14 protein-coding genes are annotated in these 18,830 nt (G+C 69.8%); 9 read left to right on the top strand and 5 right to left on the bottom strand.

The annotated features are described in order from the left end of the window. From PMI14_RS05270 to PMI14_RS05280, 3 genes are all read right to left on the bottom strand, one after another. A partial coding sequence (locus PMI14_RS05270) for an AMP-binding protein (protein WP_007850758.1) occupies nucleotides 1-943 on the bottom strand: 943 nt, incomplete at its 3' end. A gap of 26 nt (nucleotides 944-969) precedes the next feature. After that, nucleotides 970-1,743, bottom strand: a complete 774-nt coding sequence (locus tag PMI14_RS05275) for a nitroreductase (protein WP_007850761.1) — start codon at nucleotides 1,741-1,743, stop codon at nucleotides 970-972. Between the two features lie 89 nt (nucleotides 1,744-1,832). After that, entirely contained in the window at nucleotides 1,833-2,960 is a 1,128-nt protein-coding gene (locus PMI14_RS05280) for a calcium:proton antiporter (RefSeq protein WP_007850763.1), read from the bottom strand. Nucleotides 2,961-3,356: 396 nt separating this feature from the next. On the opposite strand from PMI14_RS05280, the gene PMI14_RS33370 reads away from it, so the two are divergent. The 5 genes from PMI14_RS33370 to PMI14_RS05305 all read left to right on the top strand — a co-directional run bounded on the left by PMI14_RS33370 (nucleotide 3,357) and on the right by PMI14_RS05305 (nucleotide 9,991). Continuing rightward, nucleotides 3,357-6,632 carry a bifunctional diguanylate cyclase/phosphodiesterase gene (locus PMI14_RS33370; RefSeq protein ID WP_007850766.1) on the top strand — a complete coding sequence of 1,092 codons (3,276 nt, stop codon included), beginning with the start codon at nucleotides 3,357-3,359 and terminating at the stop codon, nucleotides 6,630-6,632. Between the two features lie 62 nt (nucleotides 6,633-6,694). Continuing rightward, the gene (locus tag PMI14_RS05290) at nucleotides 6,695-7,546 is read left to right on the top strand and encodes a hypothetical protein (protein WP_108016531.1); all 852 of its coding nucleotides are present in this window, start codon (nucleotides 6,695-6,697) and stop codon (nucleotides 7,544-7,546) included. Beyond that, nucleotides 7,525-8,166: a VOC family protein gene (locus tag PMI14_RS05295; RefSeq protein ID WP_007850773.1), complete on the top strand. Its 642-nt coding sequence runs from the start codon at nucleotides 7,525-7,527 to the stop codon at nucleotides 8,164-8,166. The genes PMI14_RS05290 and PMI14_RS05295 overlap by 22 nt, the downstream gene beginning before the upstream one ends. 40 nt (nucleotides 8,167-8,206) lie before the next feature. Next, nucleotides 8,207-8,770, top strand: coding sequence for a hypothetical protein (locus tag PMI14_RS05300; RefSeq protein WP_007850776.1), 564 nt, complete (start codon nucleotides 8,207-8,209; stop codon nucleotides 8,768-8,770). Nucleotides 8,771-8,857: 87 nt separating this feature from the next. Next, complete coding sequence (locus PMI14_RS05305; RefSeq protein WP_158279158.1) at nucleotides 8,858-9,991, top strand: GntR family transcriptional regulator; 1,134 nt, start codon at nucleotides 8,858-8,860, stop codon at nucleotides 9,989-9,991. Here the strand turns inward: PMI14_RS05305 and PMI14_RS05310 are convergent. Continuing rightward, nucleotides 9,983-11,341, bottom strand: coding sequence for an adenylosuccinate lyase family protein (locus PMI14_RS05310; protein WP_007850782.1), 1,359 nt, complete (start codon nucleotides 11,339-11,341; stop codon nucleotides 9,983-9,985). The genes PMI14_RS05305 and PMI14_RS05310 overlap by 9 nt on opposite strands. 201 nt (nucleotides 11,342-11,542) lie before the next feature. Here PMI14_RS05310 and PMI14_RS05315 point away from each other — a divergent pair, with 201 nt between their 5' ends. From PMI14_RS05315 to PMI14_RS05330, 4 genes are all read left to right on the top strand, one after another. Continuing rightward, on the top strand, nucleotides 11,543-12,571 hold the full coding sequence (locus PMI14_RS05315; RefSeq protein ID WP_007850785.1) for a porin: 1,029 nt from the start codon (nucleotides 11,543-11,545) through the stop codon (nucleotides 12,569-12,571). A 14-nt stretch (nucleotides 12,572-12,585) separates the two neighbouring features. Next, nucleotides 12,586-13,578 (top strand): tripartite tricarboxylate transporter substrate binding protein, encoded by a 993-nt coding sequence (locus PMI14_RS05320; protein ID WP_007850787.1) that lies wholly within the window; start codon nucleotides 12,586-12,588, stop codon nucleotides 13,576-13,578. Between the two features lie 362 nt (nucleotides 13,579-13,940). Beyond that, the gene (fusA, locus tag PMI14_RS05325; RefSeq protein WP_007850791.1) at nucleotides 13,941-16,004 is read left to right on the top strand and encodes an elongation factor G; all 2,064 of its coding nucleotides are present in this window, start codon (nucleotides 13,941-13,943) and stop codon (nucleotides 16,002-16,004) included. Between the two features lie 419 nt (nucleotides 16,005-16,423). Continuing rightward, a complete protein-coding gene (locus PMI14_RS05330; protein ID WP_007850792.1) occupies nucleotides 16,424-17,614 on the top strand; it encodes a nitrate/nitrite transporter in 1,191 nt (396 codons plus the stop codon). 22 nt (nucleotides 17,615-17,636) lie between these two features. On the opposite strand, the gene PMI14_RS05335 is transcribed toward PMI14_RS05330, so the two are convergent. After that, nucleotides 17,637-18,830 (bottom strand): PLP-dependent aminotransferase family protein, encoded by a 1,194-nt coding sequence (locus tag PMI14_RS05335; protein WP_007850794.1) that lies wholly within the window; start codon nucleotides 18,828-18,830, stop codon nucleotides 17,637-17,639.

Genomic DNA, 18,830 nt, shown 5'->3' on the forward strand with positions numbered 1-18,830 from the left:
CGGGCGGCGGCGAGCCCGCCGTGAGCACGCGCACCGGGCGCGGCAGCACGATGCGCTCGTGCGCCGGCGCATTCGCCAGCATGGCCAACACCGTGGGCGCGGCGCAGAAATGGTCCACGCCGTGTTCGGCAATGGCCTCGAAGATGGCCCGGGCTGTGACCTTGCGCAGGCACACATGCGTGCCCGCCGCTGCCGTGACGGCCCAGGTGAAGCACCAGCCGTTGGCGTGGAACATGGGCAGCGTCCACAGGTAGACGGGCCGGCGCGGCATCGCCCAGTCGGTCATCTGCAGCAGGCTCATGAGGTAGGCGCCGCGGTGGCTGGGCACCACGCCCTTGGGGTCGCCGGTGGTGCCCGAGGTGTAGTTCAGCGCGATCGGCTCCCACTCGTCCTCGGGCCACAGGCCTTCAAAAACCGGGTCGCCCTCGGCCAGCAGGGTTTCGTAGTCGAGCACGCCAAAGGCCGGCTGAGCGGGCAGGCCCGCATCGTGGATGGCGACCACCAGCAGCGGCTGCGCCAGGCCGGCGACGGCCTGGGCCGCAAGCGCCGCGAATTCGCTGTCCACCAGCAGCACGCGCGCCTCGCCATGGCGCAGGATGAAGCCGATGGCCTCGGCGTCGAGCCGGCAGTTGATGGCGTTGATGACCGCACCGCACAGGGGGATGCCCAGGTGCGCCTCCAGCATCGCGGGCGTGTTGGGCGCGAGGATGGCCACGGTGTCGCCGCGCTGCACACCCCGCCTGGCCAGCGCGCTGGCCAAACGGTAGGCGCGCTCGCGTGTCTGTGCCCAGGTCTGCATGCTGCCCGCGTGCACCACGGCAATGCCATCGGGATGCACTTGCGCGCTGCGGTCCAGAAAGCCCAGCGGCGTGAGCGGCAGGTGGTTGGCGGGAGTACGTTCCAAGCCTTGCTGGTAGGGGCTGCGGTGGGGGATATGGCTCATGCGGGTCTCCATTTTTGGGGGCGCGGTCAGGGGTGAAAGGTGGTGAACGACTCGACGCTCTCGCGCTCGGTCACCAGCGTGTTCTCGATGCAGGCCGGGTCGGCATGGCCCAGGCCCATGCCACAGACCACCATCTCGGTGTCGGGGATGCGCAGCTCGGCATGGATGACCTGGTGGAACCTGGTGAACGCCACCTGCGGGCAGGTATCGAGCCCGCGCGCGCGGGCCGCCACCATCAGGCTCTGCAGGAACATGCCGTAGTCGAGCAGGCTGCCGGCCTGCAAGGCGCGGCTCACCGTGAAGATCAGCCCCACGGGCGCATCGAAGAAGCGGTAGTTGCGGCCGTGCTGGGCATGCATGCGCGCCTTGTCGCCCTTGGCGATGCCGAGCAGGCCATACAGGTCCCAGCCTACCTTGCGGCGCCGGTCCACATAGGGCGAAACCCAGTCGATGGGGTAGTAGTGGTAGGGCTCGGTGAGGGCCGCCGCCGCATCGCCGTCGTTGTCGACGGCGACGATGGCGGCGCTCAACCGCTCCTTGGCGGCACCCGTGAGCACATGCACGCGCCAGGGCTGGGTGTTCATGCCCGAGGCCGCATGGCGCGCCACGTCGAGGATGGCATGCACCTCGTCCGGCCCCACCGGTGTGGGCAAAAAGGCGCGGATGCTGCGCCGCGAGACGATGGCCCAGTCCACCGCCTGGCGCAGCGGCCTGGCCTCGATGGGGGCCGCACCGGGCGAGCGGTCGGGGTGTGCGATGGCGGGGCCGGGCGCGGCCGTGGGCAGGGGTGAACAGGTCATGGCGGCATGCTAGGCATGGCCGCCGTGCATGACTGTCGATGCGATGACATTCCGGGAAATCCCGGGGCCCCGGTGTCTCTGGCGCCGCCTCAGGGGAGAAAGAGCACCAGCCCGAACACGGCGAAGAGCGTGAGGTGCATCAGCCCCTGGATCGGCGAGCTGCGCTGCCCGTTGAAGCCCAGCATGGAGAGCGCGACCGTCAGCACCAGCAGCACCACCTCGGTGCCCGACAGGCCCATGGCCATGCGCTGGCCCGTGGCCACGCCGATGAGCAGCACGGCTGGCACCGTGAGGCCCACGGTGGAGACAAAGGCCCCCAGGCACAGGTTGAGGGTGCGCTGCATCTCGTTGGCCATCGCGGCGCGCACGGCGGTGATGGATTCGGGCGTGAAGACGATGATGGCGATGAGCACCCCGCCCACGGCGGCAGGCGCGCCGGCCGCGGCAATGCCGTAGTCGGTGACGATGGCCAGGTAGTGCGCCAGCAGCACGATGGGCAGCACCAGCGCCAGCAGCACCATCGAATGCACGAGCGCAGCGCGCCGGCCGGCGCCCGGCTGCTGCGGTGCCAGTGCCAGCGCCGGCGGCGATGCCGATGCCGGCACCGCCATGCTGCCGGCCGCAGGCTGCAGGAAGTAGCGCCGGTGGCTGCGCATCTGCAGCCACAGGAAGGCCGCGTACAGGCAGGCCGTGAGGGCGGCCATGCCCAGCGCCTGGGGCGTGGAGAACGCGCCCGCCCCGCCCAGGTGGTTGGGCAGCACCAGCGCCGTGCCGGTGAGCAGCACGATCATGCCCAGGTAGGCCGAGGCGCCCTGGGCGTTGTACTCCTGGTCGCCGTGGCGCGCCGCGCCGGCCACCAGGCAGATGCCGATCACCAGGTTCATGATGATCATCATCACCGCGAAGATGGAGTCACGGCCGATGGCCGAGGAGTCGCCCGGGCCGAGCAGCACCGAGGCGATCAGGATCACCTCGATGGAGACGATGGACAGCGTGAGCACCAGCGTGCCATAGGGCTCCCCGAGCTGTTGCGCGAGGTGGTCCGCCTCGTGCACCACCCCGAACGAGGCCGCGAGGATGGTGGCGAACAGCACGCCGAAGGCGACGGCCGCGACACCCGGGCCCAGCGGCGCCGCCAGCCAGGTGCTGCCGAAGGCGATGAAGAGACCGGCCACCAGCCACGCGCCGGCCAGCAGGGCCCAGGTGGCGGGCGCCACCAGGCGCGCAGGACCCGGAGCTGCCGCCCGGGCCTCAGGGGCTGGAGGGACCGACGGATGGGAAGGCGCCACAGCGCTGCGACGCGAAGTACGGGAGGTACCGGGGGTACGGGGAGTGCGGGGGGTGAGAGGGTTCGGCCTGTCCATGTCGTCCACCAGGGGGAAAACAAGGGCCGTCCCCCGGTGTCGGTACACGGCCGAAGTCGTCCACGGCCTGGCTGGCGCAGGGTGCGCAAGCGCTGCCATTTTACCACCCTCTCCACCCGCAATCCAGGCCGCGCACCCGGCGCCTGCCCCGCGGTGGGCCCTGGACCGTTGCGTTTTCGGGGGTTTATCCCGCCTAGCGCAACCAGCGCCCGAAGCGTAACCTGTTGTCACAAACACGGGGGCAGTGCGATGGCACACACGCTGCGCGACCGGTATGCAATGACCTCCATGGCACTGGGGGCCCTGGGTAGTGCTTTTGCCTTCGTTCTGGTCCTGCGCGCGGTCTTCCCGCAGCTGGCCTTGGGCAGGGGTTTCGCCGATGCGGTGGAGCCCGGCATCCACGCCGCGATGATCCTGCTGCTGCTGGGCGCCGCCCTGTGCCTGCGCGCCTTCCCCGATACACACCGACCTGCCCAGGCAGCGGCCTCGCTGCTGGCGCTGGCGGCCGGCCTGTACAGCGTGCTGGCCCTGTGGCGCGCGCTGGCAGGGCCCGATGCGGCGGCCACCCTGCCCGGCTTCCTCAGCGGCGGCAGCCTGCAGGCCGCGAGGACCCACAGCATCTCGCCCAATGGCGGCGTGGCCTTCATGGCGTGCGCGGCCGCCCTGTGGTGCGCCGCCCCCATGCGCCGCCCCCGCCACCGGCGCGCCGGGCGGATGGCGCTGGCGCTGCTGGCCACCGTGGCCACCCTGGGCCTGGCCGGCCACCTGATGGGGCTGGAGCTGCTGTACCGCGTAGCCTCGCACAACCAGGTACCGATGAGCACGGCCGTGGCGCTGCTGGTGCTGGGTGCGGGCATCTGGCAGTTGCGCGACAGGGTCCCCGTCGACCGGACACGCGACCCGCAGTGGCTGGAGCGGCGCATCACCTACCGCGCCATCACTGCGCTCACGCTGGTCGCCGTGGGCGGGGGCATCGCGGGTTTTGTCGCCATGCGCGAGACCTTCGAGAAATCGGTGCTGCAGGCCATGGAGCAGTCGGCCCGCACCTATGCGCTGGCGCTGGACGATGCGCTGCGCAGCAGCCTGGCGCTGTCGGCCGCCGCTGGCGACGGCCCCGCGCTGGCCCAGGCCATGGCACGGCTGAACGCCGCGCCCCGCGACACCCAGGCCAGCGAGCAGCTGGACGCGCAGACGGCCGACTTCCTAGTGGGTGGTGTGGACGGGGTGCGTTTTCTCGATGCGCGCGGGCACCTGCTGCGTTCGGCCGGCCTGTTCCTGGGCGACAGCGCGCGCTCCATCGAGCCGCTGGACATGGACGGGTCGCAGCAGGCCGAGCTGCGCTGGAACGCCGGCTATGTGCTGCGCACGCTGGTGCCGGTGCGCCAGGGCGGTGCGGTGGTGGGCCAGGTGGTCATGGAGCAGAAGCTTCGGCTGTTCGACCGCCTGATGGACCAGATGCGCCGCTCCACCGAATCGGCCGACGCCGTGATCTGCAGCCGCCGCGCCGACGTTGCCGCCTGCGCCCCGAGCCGGCTCTACACCGCGCCCTTCACCGTGCCGCTGTGGACGGCCGCGGGCAAGCCCAGCCTGCCCATCAGCCTGGCGCTGCTGGGCCAGAGCGGGGTGAGCTATGCCCGTGACCTGCGCGGCGTGCCGGTGGCGGCCGGCTACGGCCCCATCGGCAGCTACGGCCTGGGCCTGGTGCTCAAGACCGACGTCACCACGCTGTACGCGCCGCTGCGCGGGCAACTGCACCTGATCGCGCTGTCGGTGCTGGGCCTGGTGGCCGCCGGCACCTGGGCGTTGCGCGGCCGTGTGCAGCCGCTGCTGGCCACGCTGGTGCAGGAGCAGCAGCGCACCGCCGACATCCTGAGCACCGCGGGCGACGCCTTCATCGCCGTCGGGGCCGATGGCCGCGTGACCGACTGGAACCCCGAGGCGGCGCGCATGTTCGGCTGGAGCGCGGCCGAGGCCATCGGCCGGGACATGGTGGCGCTGATCGGGCCACGCATTCCCCCGCATGCACCGCTCACGGCCCACGCCCAGCTGCTGGACCTGGGACGCAGCCTGGCCTCGGGCCGCCCCGCCGAGCTGCTGGGCCGCCACCGCAATGGCAGCGAGGTGCCGGTGGAGATGATGATGGCGGTGCAGTCCACCGCCAGCGGCCCCGTGGCGAATGCCTTCTTGCGTGACATCCGCGCGCGCCGCGAGGCCGAGCAGCGCCTGGCGCGCACCGAGCAGCGGCTGCGCGACGTGCTGTGCAACCTGCCAGCCGTGGTCTGCCATTTCGATGTCCGCCAGCGCTGCCTGTTCGCCAACGACTACGCGCTGCAGTCGCGCGGGCTGATCGAGCGCCCGCAGGTCGGCCTGTACGCCCAGGAGCTGCTCGGCGACGTGCAGTACGCGCTGCACCTGCCCTACCTGCTGGAGGCGCTGGCTGGTCGGCGCGCCCAGTTCGAGGGCTGCGTGGACCACGAGGGCACGCCCCGGCACCTGCAGAGCCACCTGATCCCCGAGTTCGATGCCGACGATGGGGAGGGCAGCACCCCGCCGGCCGTGGTGGGCTTCTACCTGATGTCCTTCGACGTCACCGCCCTCAAGGAGCTGCAGCTGCGCCATGAACGCACCGAGCGGCGGCTGCGCGCCATCGCCGACAACCTGCCGGTGATGATCACCTACATCGACCGCGCCCACCGGCTGCAGTTCCTGAACCACACCTTCGAGGAGTGGACGGGTCTTCCCATCGAGCATGCCCTGGGCAAGCCGCTGCCCGAGGTGATCGGCCCGGCCCTGTATGCCCAGCGCGCAGACCCCTTGCGCCGCGCCCTCTCGGGCCAGCGCGTGCAGTTCGAAGTCGAGTCCGAGGCCCTGGGCATCCGGCGCATCCTGCAGACCGACTACATCCCCGACATGCTGGCCGTGGGCGAGGTGCTGGGCATCTACACGCTGACCACCGACGTGACCGCCATCCGCCAGTCCGAGCGCCGCATGAAGGAGCTGGCCATGACCGACACGCTCACCGGCCTGGCCAACCGGCGCCAGTTCGACATCCACCTGGCTGCGGCCCTGCAGGCCAGCCAGGTCTCGGGCACCGGCATGGCGCTGATGTTCCTGGACATCGACCACTTCAAGGCCATCAACGACACCTGGGGCCACGCCGCCGGGGACGCGGCCCTGGTCACCATGGCCGAGCGGCTGCGGGAAGCCGTGCGCAGCACGGACTTCCCGGCGCGCATCGCCGGCGACGAATTCGCCGTGGTGCTGCCCCACCTGTCATCGTGCGACGAGGCCCAGACCGTGGCCGACAAGGTGCTGCACGCCATCCGTGAACCCATGCCGATGCAGCACCACCACATGCCCCGGCAGATGACCACCAGCGTGGGCGTGGCCTACCTCGCCCCCGGCGAGCAGCCCGTGCGCCCCACCGACCTGCTCCTGGCCGCCGACCGCGCCCTGTACGCGGCCAAGCACAGCGGTCGCAACGCCTGCGCGGTGCATGTGGTGGACCTGCGGGAGCTGGGGTGAACCAAGGCAGGCGCCGGACCCGGGCGACCGGGGTGCCCCGATAATGGCATCGGCCCGGGGGCATGTTCGGCCCCCCGCAACCCGGAGACCCCATGCGCCCTGGCTGGAACCCCGTTCGACGCAACCGCAACATCGGCACCCCGGCCCAGGGACACGGGGAGGACAACCGGCTGACGATCCCGCAATCGTGGCACGACCGCAGCGTCTTCTACGAGCGCCTGGGTGCGTGCGCCACCTTCACGCAGCGGGTCAACGGCCACTGCCTCCGATTCTTTGTGGAGCCCACCCGGTCCGGCTGGTTCCACCCCTGCTCGGTGGAGGATGCGCTGGAGATCCTTGCCCAGGTACCCGCACAAGACCTCGCGGTCCTCGATTTCATCGTGATGCGCCAGCCCACGCGCAAGCAGCGCATCCTGCGGCCCGTGTGGGGGCGCGCGGTTTTTGCGTTCGAGAAAGGCCCCCATGCCGGCACCGCCATCGTGCTCGAAGCACAGCCCCTGGAGACCACCGTCTGGCGCAAAGCACTGGACCCGCAAGACCAGCGTGAGCTGGACAGGCTGCATGCCGACGGCCATCAAATCCGCAAGACACGGCGCTCCATCACCATCGCACCCACTGCGGCCAGCCTGCGCAACACTGTGCTGTACCGCACCTTGCTGCACGAACTGGGCCACCATGTGGACTACCGGCGCTTCTCTGCTCAGGAGTGGGACAGCCGCCCTTCGGCGCAGAAGGAAGACTATGCGCACCGCTATGCAAGCGAGCACTGTGCGAGGCTCCGGCAGGCAGGTGTGGTTCCGTTCGATCCGCAGCGAGACGCAGCGTTGCGGCAGGAGTATGGGCTGAAGGACCAATGGTTTCTCTCACCGCAGGGCACTGTGGAGCCATGGTCATGCTCACCCTCGACCACCTGACCCTCATCGCGCCCTCGCTCGAAGACGGCGCCGCACACGTGCACGCCTGCCTGGGCATCGATCTGCCAGCCGGCCGCGAGCACCCCGACATGGGCACCCACAACCGCCTGTTGCGGCTGGGCGACGACGTCTACCTGGAGGTGATCGCCCTCAACCCCGCGGCGCCCCCGTCAGCGCAGGCCCGCTGGTTCGGGCTGGACGACCAGGATGCCGTGCGGGAGGCATGGCACCGTGGCCACCGCCTGCGCGGCTGGGTGGCGCGCACGCAGCAGATGGACGCGGTGCTGGCGCAGCACGGGCACCTGCTGGGCCGCAAGACCCAGCTGTCTGCCGGGGCCGCGCCGCCCTACTTCTTTGCCATTCCGCCCGGGGGCGGGCTGCCGCTCGCAGGTGTGGCCCCCTCGGTGATCGACCGGGGCCAGCGCCCGCCACCGATCGCAGCCATGCCGGACCTGGGAGCGCGGCTTGCCCGCTTCACCCTCGAGCACCCCGATCCCGCCATGGTCCAGGACCTGTACGCGGCGCTGGGCCTCGTGCATGCGCCCCAGGTGGAAAAGGGCGCTACATTCCGCTATCGGGCGGAGGTGCGCATGCCCGGCGGCCTGCGCCTGCTGTACTGAGCGGCACGCCCCATCCCCCAGTCCCTTACCAAGACCCGCCATGGCCCTTGACCCCGACGTGCTCCGAGAAATCCAGGGCCTTGTGCGCGGCGGCTTCGAAGACCGCGAGCGCATGGTCGAGATCCTGACCGAGGAGATGTACGAGCCCGGCGAGCTCGATGCCGACGCGGTCGAGCAGGCCGTGGATGCGGCACTGCGTGAGCACGAGCAATCGAAGAAGGGCTGGCCTGCCACCACCGATTGCGACCGGCTCGATGCCGCGTTCAAGGCGCTGGCACAGCGCGGCGTGATCGCGCTGCACAACGCCGGGTACACGCAAAGCGATGGCTACAGCGATGTGCGGGAAGCCCATGCCGGTGCGCCGGACCGGGACCACATCACGGGCTATTGCTTCTACCATGGGCAGGACCTGGCCCGCGCCGTGGACGGCGGTGGGCTGTTCCTGGCCTTCGGCACGATGGATGCGCGCACCGAGGACACCGAAGGCCCGCGCATCGGCCAGTGGGTCGCCGAAGAACTGCGGCGCGCCGGGCTGCAGGTGCAGTGGGACGGCACATTCAACCAACGCATCCACATCGCGGCGTTCGACTGGAAGCGACGCTGAAGGCCGCGGCCGCCCCTTCCCAGGACGCCCGCCCCGGGCCAAACTGGCGGCGATGCCATGCAATTTGTGGTGTATTGTATGGACACCATGCGCAGCAGCTCCCCGCCCGATCTTGAACAGTTCCTGGACCAATTGGCCCACGGGGCCCACCCCGGCGACCGGCTGCCCACCATCCGCGAGCTGATGAAACGTTTCGGCGCCTCGCAGATGTTGGTGCAGCGCGCCTTCCAGGGCCTCAAGGACCGGGGCCTGATCGATTCGCAGGTGGGCCGGGGCACCTACTTCCGGGGCACGGGCAGCGCACGAGCCCCTGCTACTGCTCCTGCGCCTGTCGACAGCGAGCGGACCAGGGCCCCCGCGGCCGGCGCCACGCCCTCCACCGTGAAATCCGTGCTGCTGCTGCGCCGCTCCATCAGCATCGCGCGCGGCCGGGTGCTCGTCGAAGGGCTGCAGCGCCGCCTGGCCGCCGAGGGGCACCGGGTGCTGGAGCTGTCGTACACCGACCCCGACCATGCGCTCACGGTGCTCAAGGGCCTGCCGCGCTTCGATGCCTGCGTGGTGCAGTCCACCTTCAAGGCCATCCCCATCGCCCTGCTGGCCGCGCTGCGCGACAAGTGCGAGGTGCTGGCCGTCGATGGCGCAGCGCTGGTGGGTGCTGACGTGGAGGCCGTGGGTACCGAATGGGGCGAACCGCTGGCCGCAGCCATCGAACAGCTGGTGCAGCAAGGGCACCGTCGCATCGCCTATGCCACCACGGCGCATCCTTTTCTGGCCACCCAACTCGGTCGGCGGCGCTTTGCCCATCTGCAGCACACCCTGCCCGGGTTGGAGCTGACCGAGATCACGCAGGACACGCTGCCGCACGAGGACTACACCGCGTGCCTGGTGCAGCAACTGCAATCCCGTGCCGATGCCGCCGGCGCCCTGCCCTTCAGCGCCCTGGTGGCCTGGGGCATCGAGGACGGGGCCCTCTTCCAGCGCCTGCTGGCCCAGGCCGGCATCGCCGTGCCCGCGCCGCTGAGCGTGGTGCTGCTGGGCCGCACCGACCTGGCCAACGAGCATGCCGACTTCTTCGACGTGGTGGGCTGCAGCGTGGCCGACCAGGTGGAGGCGCTGCACGGCGCCATTGCCGCGCGCTGGGCCGATGCCGGCCGGCCCTACGGCGTGCACCTTACGCCCGTGGTGCGGCGCGCAGGTGCATCGGTGGCGGCGCTAGCCTGAGCAGCCGGGCGCCACGCGCTCCACGGTCTGCACCGTGAGCGCAACCGACTCGCCCACATAGGCCGCCGCATCCAGCGCCTGCAGCAGGTCGGCCGGCAGCGCGCCCCCCTCGAATGGCGGCAGCGCGCGGATCGCGTCCACAAAAGGCAGGCCCTCGGACTGCGCGCGCTGCGCTGCGGCGTAGAGCAAACGGTGTGCTTCGTGCCGGCCCATGCGCTGGGTCAGCCGCATCATCACGGCTTCGGACGCGATCAGCCCCTGCGTCAGCCCCAGGTTGCGCGCCATGGCCTCTTCGTCCACCACCAGGCCGCGGGCCAGGCGCGCCAGCGTCTCGGCCACCGAGGTGGCGATGATCGCGATCTCGGGCAACAGGGTGTCGGCCACGTTGGTGGCCGATGAGTCGCCCTCGTCCATGCGCACCATGGTGTCCTGCGCAGCCTCGGTGCGCGTGCGCAGCATGCGCGCCAGGCTCACCAGTTGCAAGGCGGTGGAAGGGTTGCGCTTTTGCGCCATGGTGGAGCTGCCCACCTTGCCAAGGTGGAAGGCTTCGGCCACCTCGCCGATCTCGGTGCGCTGCAAAAAGACCAGGTCCTGCGCGATCTTCTGCGCCGTGCCGGCCAGCAGCCCCAGCGCCGCCACGTAGTCGCCCACCCGGTCGTAGGACGAGCGCAGCGGCATGTCCGCCGGCAACAGGCCCAGTTGCGCGGCCAGCCGTGCCTGAACCGCTGGCCCCAGCGGCCCGGTGGCCGCAAAGGTGCCGATGGCGCCGCCCATGCTGGCCGGGAAGGAGGTAGCCAGCCGCTCGGCCAGGCGTTGGCGGCTGCGGTCGAGCTCGTCCACCCAGCCCGCGAGCTTGAAGCCCAGCGTCATGGGCAGCGCATGCTGGCCATGCGTGCGCCCGGCCATGGGCGTGGCCTGGTGCGCCAGGGCCAGTGCGGCCAGCGCACCGATGGCGCCATCCAGGTGGCCCGCCAGCAATGTGTGCGTGCGCTGCATCTGCAGCGCGCTGGCCGTGTCGAAGATGTTCTGCGTGGTCGCGCCCCAGTGGATGTAGCCGGCCGCCGGCTCACCGCACAGCTGCTCGAAACGGTGCAGCACCGGCACCAGCGGGTGCTGGGCAAAGGCGATCGCCTCGGCCAGCTGCGGCAGGTCGAACAGCTCGGCACGCGCGTTCGCGGCAATCACCGGCGCCGCCTCGGGCGGGATCACGCCCAGCTCGGCCTGCGCGCGGGCCAGCGCGGCCTCCACGTCCAGCCAGGCCTGCAGGGTGGCGCCATCGCTCCACAGGGCTTTGGCCTGTGCGCTGAACCAGTGGCCCGTGATGAAGGATTCGAACATTCCGACCGCCATGTGTGCTCCGTTCATACAACCTAGGGTATGTCCCTGGATTGCACTTATATTGTATTGATTTACCTATGAAAACCGGCGCGCCTTAAGTCATCTGTCGCTCTGGGCGCTGCATCGATTGAATTGCATTGTATTGCACAATTCAAATTCAATACATACAATTTGCCCGTCAGCCACAAACCCCATCCAATCGGAGACAGATCCATGACACGGCATTCCCCGGCAGGCACCCTCGCCTGCCCCACCCCTCTCGCCCTGCTGCTGGCCCTGGCCGGCCTTGGCGCCTGCGGCGCAGCGCAGGCGCAGTCCTCGCTCACCATCTACGGCATCGTTGACCAGGGCCTGGCGCGCGCCAACGGCGGCACCACGCCGGGTGCACTGCTGCCCGGCCGCGGCGTAACGCCGCTGGTGTGGACGCTCAAGGCCGGCAACACCTCGCGCCTGGGCTTTGCGGCGCGCGAGGACATGGGTGGCGGCCTGTACGCGCGCTTTCAGCTGGAGCACCGCTTCGCCGCCGACACCGGCGCGCCCAGCAACGCCAGCGTGTACTGGCTGGGCCGCTCGGTGGTGGCCGTGGGCAGCAAGGACTGGGGCGAGGTGTATGCCGGCCGCGAATACTCGGCCGCCTACACCGTGGCGCTGAACGCCGACCCGACCTACTGGAGCTATGTGAGCCAACTCGGCTCGGCCTACACCTACGCCAACTACACGCCGGTGGCCGCCACGGTGGAGGCTTCCAACATCCGCTGGGCCAACACGGTCGGCTACAAGTCGCCCACCATCGCGGGCGTGAGCGCCGAGATCGCCGCCGCCCTGGGCGAGGGCACGCGCAGCAACGCCACCTCGGGCAACCTGCAGTACAAGAATGGCCCGGTGTGGCTGGGCGCGGCCTTCGACCGGCTCGACTCCAGCACCCACATGGCGCTGGTGGCCGGCGGCTACGATTTCGGCGTGGTGCAGGCCAAGGCCAGCTACACACGCGCCAAGGGCGGGCTCAACGGCGATGCCACGGCCTACAGCGTCTCGGCCCTGGTGCCGCTGAGCTTTGGCCGCACCTACATCATGTACGGCAGCCTCAAGCCCGCCACCCACCTCGATTCGCAGATGATCGGCCTGGGCCTGCAGTACGACCTGAGCAAGCGCACTTTGCTCTACACCAATCTGGGCACGGCCCAACGCGACGGGCTCACCCGCACCACGGCGATCGATTTCGGCGTGAAGCACACGTTCTGACCAGGAGGCATGCCATGCAACGCAGACAACTCCTGAGCCAGGCGGGCGCCATCACCGCCGGCGCACTCGCACCCGCACTGGTGGCACGCGCCCAGGGCGACAGCAGCAACAACAGCAAGCCCATCTCGCTCATCGTGGGCTACTCGGCCGGCGGCAGCGCCGACCTGGTGGCGCGCATCGTGGGTGCGGAGCTGGGCAAGCGCCTGGCGCGCACCGTCATCATCGAGAACGTGGCCGGCGCCAGCGGCATGCTGGCCGCGCAGCGCGTGCTGGGCGGCCCCACCGACGGCAGCCTGCTCTACATGGGCGGCACCGACACGGTGGTGGTGCCCATGGTCAACGCCAAGGTCAAGCTCGACTGGGAGAACGACCTGGTGCCCGTGGGCCGCATGAGCACCGTGCCCATGGTCTTCGCCGTGCCCAAGGCCGCGCCCTACACCAGCCTGACCGACCTGGTCACCGCGCTGCGCAAGGGCGGCAAGGACAGCATCAACTTCGCCACGCCGGGCATCGGCACCATGCAGCACCTGTACGGCGCACTGATCAACAAGCAGGCCCAGGTGTCCATGCTGCACGTGCCCTACCGCGGTGGCACGCACATCACCAACGACCTGGTGGGTGGCCAGGTGAACAGCGCCATGCTGGTGCTGTCCACGGCCATGCCTTTCCTCAAGGACGGCAAGATCAAGGCCCTGTCGGTGTCCGACACCGTGCGCGTGCCCCAGTTGCCCGACGTGAAGCGCATCGGCGAGGAAGACGGCTTCACCGGCATGGCCCTGCCACTGTGGCAAGGCCTGTTCCTCAAGGCCGGCACACCCACCGCCACCGTGTCTGCCTACGACAAGGCCCTGAAGGAGACGCTGGCCCAGCCCGAGCTGCGCCAAAAGCTGCTGGACGCAGGCATCACCGTGGCGCCGATGGCCGGGCCCGAGTTCAAGGCCTTCATCAAGCCGCAGGCCGCGCTGTACCGGGACATCGTGACCAGCTCCAAGATCACGATGGAGTGACGACCGCGGCGCGGCCAGGCCGCGGACCGTTTCGTTTGCGCAAGGCACTGCACTCTCCTGGTGGCTTTGGTGGTGCCTTGGTCGCTGTGGCGGGCTGTGTCAGGTTCCGATGGGGCCCTTCCATCATGCCCGCCAGTTTTTTTCCCAGCGGCTGGCCATAGCAGCCGGGCTTTGGTCTGTGCACGCTGGCAACAAGGGGGCGGTCAACGCGGCATGCATGCCGGTCAGGTAGTGGAAGTCGGCGGCGCAATCCACTTGCATCAGCGCGGCCAATCCCGTACGCTGCCCCGACGTCCACACGCAACGCTTGAGCCCTTTCGGGCCGCCGGGCCGGCCTTCCGGACGTGCAAAGGAGTCCAACCATGCCAAGCCGATCGAACGGCCTCGCGGCCGAAATGAAAGCCGTGCGAACGTTGGCGCTCGTGGGCGCCGCGGCCGCCGGCAAGACTTCGCTGGCCGAGGCCTTGCTGTACAAAGCGGGCGCCATCGGCGCTTGCGGCAGCATCGAGCGCGGCAGCACCGTCAGCGACCACGACCCGCTGGAGCGCCGCATGCAGCACTCGCTCAATGCATCGGTGATGCACCTCACGCATGGCGGCACGCGCATCCACTTCATCGACACGCCCGGCGGCCCCGACTTCCTCGGCCAGAGCCTGCCGGCGCTGGAGGCGGTCGAGACGGTGGCGGTGGTCATCAATGCCGCCACCGGCATCGAGCCGATGGCGGTGCGCATGATGGCGTACGCGGCCTCGCGCCACCTCACCCGCATGATCATCGTCAACAAGATCGACGCGCAGGGCGTCTCGCTGGCGGGCCTCTTGGCCGACATTCAGGCGACCTTCGGCCGCGAGTGCCTGCCGCTGAACCTGCCCGACGGGGTCAACCGACAGGTGATCGACTGCTTCTTCAACCGCTTCGGGCGCTCCGACTTCGGCCCCGTCGAGGCGTCGCACCGCGCGCTGGTCGAGCAGGTGGTCGAGGTCGATGCGGCCTTTGTCGACCGCTACCTTGAGGAAGGCGACGTGGACCCGTCCGAGTTGCACGCGCCGCTCGAGCAGGCGCTGCGCGAAGGTCACCTGATCCCGGTGTGCTTCGTCTCGTCGCGCAGCGGCGCCGGCGTGGCCGAGTTGCTGGACGTGATCGTCAAGCTCTTGCCCGATCCGACCGAAGCCAACCCGCCGAGCTTCATCGTTGGCGAGGGCGCAGAGGCCATGCCCATGGAGGCCAAGCCTGACCCGACGCTGCACGTGCTGGCGCATGTGTTCAAGGTCACGATCGACCCCTTTTTCGGCAAGATGGGCATCTTCCGCGTGCACCAGGGCACGGTCACGCGCGACAGCCAGCTCTACATCGGCGACGGCCGCAAGCCCTTCAAGGTGGGGCATTTGTTCATGCTCCAGGGCAAGGACCATGTCGAGGTGTCGCACGCGGCGCCGGGCGACATCGTGGCGGTGGCCAAGGTCGACGAGATCCATTTCGATGCCGTGCTGCACGATGCGGAGGAAGACAGCCATGTGCATCTCGCGCCGCTGGCGTTTCCGGTACCGGTGTACGGCCTGGCAGTGGAGCCCAAGCGCCATGGTGACGAGCAGCGCGCCTGGGAGATCCTCGGCAAGCTCGCGGCCGAAGACCCGTGCCTGCGCATCGAGCACGTGGCCGCGACCAACGAGACGGTGCTCTACGGGCTGGGCGAACTGCACCTGCGCATCGTGCTCGAACGACTGCGCGAGGTGTACCGCTTCGAGGTCCAGACGCGGCCACCGCGCATCGCCTACCGCGAGACCGTGACCGCGCCGGCCGAAGGCCACCACCGCCACAAGAAGCAGAGCGGCGGCGCCGGCCAGTTCGCCGAAGTCTTCCTGCGCATCGAGCCGCTCGCGCGCGGCGCGGGCTTCGAGTTCGCCGATGAAGTCAGGGGCGGCACGATCCCGGGCCAGTTCATCCCCGCCGTCGAGAAAGGCGTGCGCGAGGTGCTGGCGTGCGGCGCGATCGCCGGCTACCCCGTGGTCGATGTGCGCGTCGTGGTGTACGACGGAAAGCACCACAGCGTGGACAGCAAGGACATCGCCTTTGCGACCGCCGGCCGCAAGGCCTTCATGGCGGCGATTCGCGAGGCCCGGCCGGCCGTGCTCGAGCCTATCGTCCAGATCGAGATCGCCGTGCCCGAGCTTTCCGTTGGCGACGTCACGAGTGATCTGTCGTTGCGGCGCGGCATGGTCACCGGCACATCGTCGGGCCTGGGTGCCGGCACGGTGGCCATCGGCGGGCAGGTGCCCGAGGCTGAGATGGCCAACTACCAGTCGCGGCTCAATGCGATGACCAGCGGCCAGGGCCGCTACACCATCGCGTTGTCGCACTACGAGGCCGTGCCGCCGGCCGTCCAGCAGACGCTGATGGGGCAGTACCGGGTGCGCGAAGACGACTAGCAGGCCCTAGCAAAAGCGCAGCGCCATTCGACCGCGATGTCCTGTGTGCCCACAGCAGCGTGTTGCTGAGCAACCCGGCTGTTCTTTGCTGTCTCTCTCGCAGCGATCCGAAGATGAGGCAGACGCGATCTTGCTGGACAGACTGGCCGCTCAGGCAACCCTATCGCTTTGCTTTCACACGCGCGAAGCGGCCTTCGACTTTCATTTGCCAAATGACCCGATCTGAATGGGATTCAAGGAGGTTCATGGTGGTACCACCTGCCAGAGCGGGAAGCGCAGAATGAATCAGCGAAGCCGCCCAGGGGATCACCAACCAGTTCCCTGCGCCCCAAGCCCGCGCACTGCACAATCCCTGCATGCCACCGCAGCCTTCCTCTCCCACGACCCACCCCTCACCACGTACACAACCCCTCTGGCTGATGCTCCTGGCACTGCTGTCAGGCTTTGCGCTCAGCCAGGCCTACCGCACCACCGCCTCCATCGTGGCCCAGGGGCTGCAGGCCGACTTTGGCCTGGGGGCCTCGTCGCTGGGCGCATTTGCCGGACTGTTCGGCCTGTCGTTCGGCGTGGCGCAACTGCTCATGGGCATTGGCCTGGACCGCTATGGCCTTCGCCGCACGGTGCTCGCAGCCGCGCCGCTGGGCATTGCCGGGGCCGCCCTGTCGGCGCTGGCGCCCAGCCATGGCTGGCTGATGGCCGGGCAGGTGCTGATCGGGGTCGGCTACTCACCGGCGTTCGTGGCGTGCACGCTGTTCATTGCACGGTATTTTTCGGTCGAGCGCTTTGCCTTCTACTCGGGCGTAAGCATGGGCGTGGGCAGCCTGGGCCTGATCTTCACGGGCACACCGCTGGCCTGGGTGGTGCAGCACTGGGGATGGCGCACGGGCTTCGGCGTGCTCGCCGTGCTGAGCGCGCTGTCGTGGCTTCTGATCTTCGTGCTAGTGCATGAGCCCGCGGTGCCTGATGCAGCGCCCACGCCGCAGGAAAGCTGGGGCCAGTCGCTCGCGCGCTTTGCCGAGTTGCTCACCGTCCCGCACACCTGGGGCATCGTGGTGCTGGGCATGTCGTGCTACGCAGCATTCCTCACGCTGCGCGGCCTGTGGCTGGGGCCCTTGCTGACCGAACGTTTCGGTTTCTCGCTGCTGGACAGCGGCAACGTGGCGCTGGCGCTTTCGTTGATTGCGGTCTTCACCCCGGCTGCGTTCGGGCGCATGGACCCGGGCATCCACCGGCGCCGCGCCTGGATCGGCAACGCCTCGCTGCTGATGGCCAGCCTGTTCGCGGTGCTGGCCTTCCTGCACCATGGTGCTGCCACCGTGGCGCTCATCTTCCTCATGGGGCTGTTGTCCGGCTATGGCGTGCTGCAGTACAGCGACGCACGCGCCTCCTATCCGGCCGAGATGACCGGGCGCGCACTGTCGCTGTACACCATGTCCATGTTCCTGGGCGTGGCCCTGATGCAATCGGTGACCGGCGTGGTGGCCGCCTGGGCCGGGCGATGGGGCGTCGAGCCCTACCAGACGGTGTGCCTGGCCATTGCGGCCTGGCTGGCGATGGCTTCGTTGGCGTTCCGGCTCCTGCCGATGTCTCCTCTGATCCAGCGCCCCTGAACCTCGCCAGGATGGCGGCGGTTTAGCCCCGCACTACGCCCGCCAGCTTTTTCACCAGCGGCTCCATGGCCTGCACCGGCACCTGCGCATAGCCCAGCAGAAAGCCGCGCCAGGGCTGGGCGCGCAGGCCCACGGCGTGCAGGCTCAGGGCCGGGGCCATGATGCCGTGCTGCGCCATGAGGCGCGCGCTCAGCGCCACGTCGTCGGCCGCGCCATCGTGCAGGCGCAGGGCCAGGTGCATGCCGGCCGTGCCGCCGTGCACGCTGGCCATGTCGCCCAGGTGCTGCGCCAGCGCGGCCACCAGCGCGTCGCGGCGCTGGCGGTACAGGCGGCGCATGCGCCGCAGGTGCAGGGCGAACTGGCCGCTCACGATGAACTCGGCCAGCGCGCGCTGCTCGGCCGTGCGCCCGCGCGGCGCGGCGCGGTCCAGCAGCAGGGCCAGCGCGGGCGCCAGGGCCGTGGGCACCACCATGAAGCCGATGCGCAGGCCCGGAAAAAACGTCTTGCTGAAGGTGCCCAGGTAGACCACGGGCGCATCGGCCGCCAGGCCCTGCATGCAGGCCATGGGCGGGCCGTCGTGGCGGAACTCGCTGTCGTAGTCGTCCTCGACCACCAGGGCGCCGGCCTGGCGTGCGCCGTCGATCAGTGCCAGGCGCCGCGCCAGGCTCAGCACGCTGCCCACCGGGTACTGGTGCGAGGGCGTGGTGTAGATGAGCCGCGGGCGCTGGCGCAGCCAGTCGCTGGCGGTGGGGGCCATGCCCTCGCCGTCGACCACGATGCCCACCGTCTTGAGCTGCGCCGCGCGGAAGGCCGCCACCGCGCCCTGGTAGCCGGGGTTTTCCATCCACACCTTGTCGCCCGCATCGGCAAATGCGCGGGCAACGAGGTCCAGGCTGCCTTGCGTGCCGTCGGTGATAAAGACCTGCGCGGCCTCCACCAGCGCGCCGCGTGCCACGCGCAGGTGGCCGGCGATGGCCTCGCGCAGCGCAGGCTCGCCCGCCGGGTCGGCATAGTTGAGCTCTGCGGGCTTGAGCGAGGCCCAGGCCTTGTCCAGCGTGCGCCGCCAGCGCAGCACCGGAAACTCGTCCAGCGCCGGCACACCCGGGGCGAACGCGGCCGAGGTTTCGGAGCCCGGCAACGCCGGCATGTTCTGCGCGCGCCGCGACAGGCTGGCACGCGGTGCGGGTGCATCCTGCCGCGGCTCGGCGGCCGCCAG

Source organism: Acidovorax sp. CF316, assembly GCF_000276605.1.
GTDB lineage: Bacteria > Pseudomonadota > Gammaproteobacteria > Burkholderiales > Burkholderiaceae_C > Acidovorax.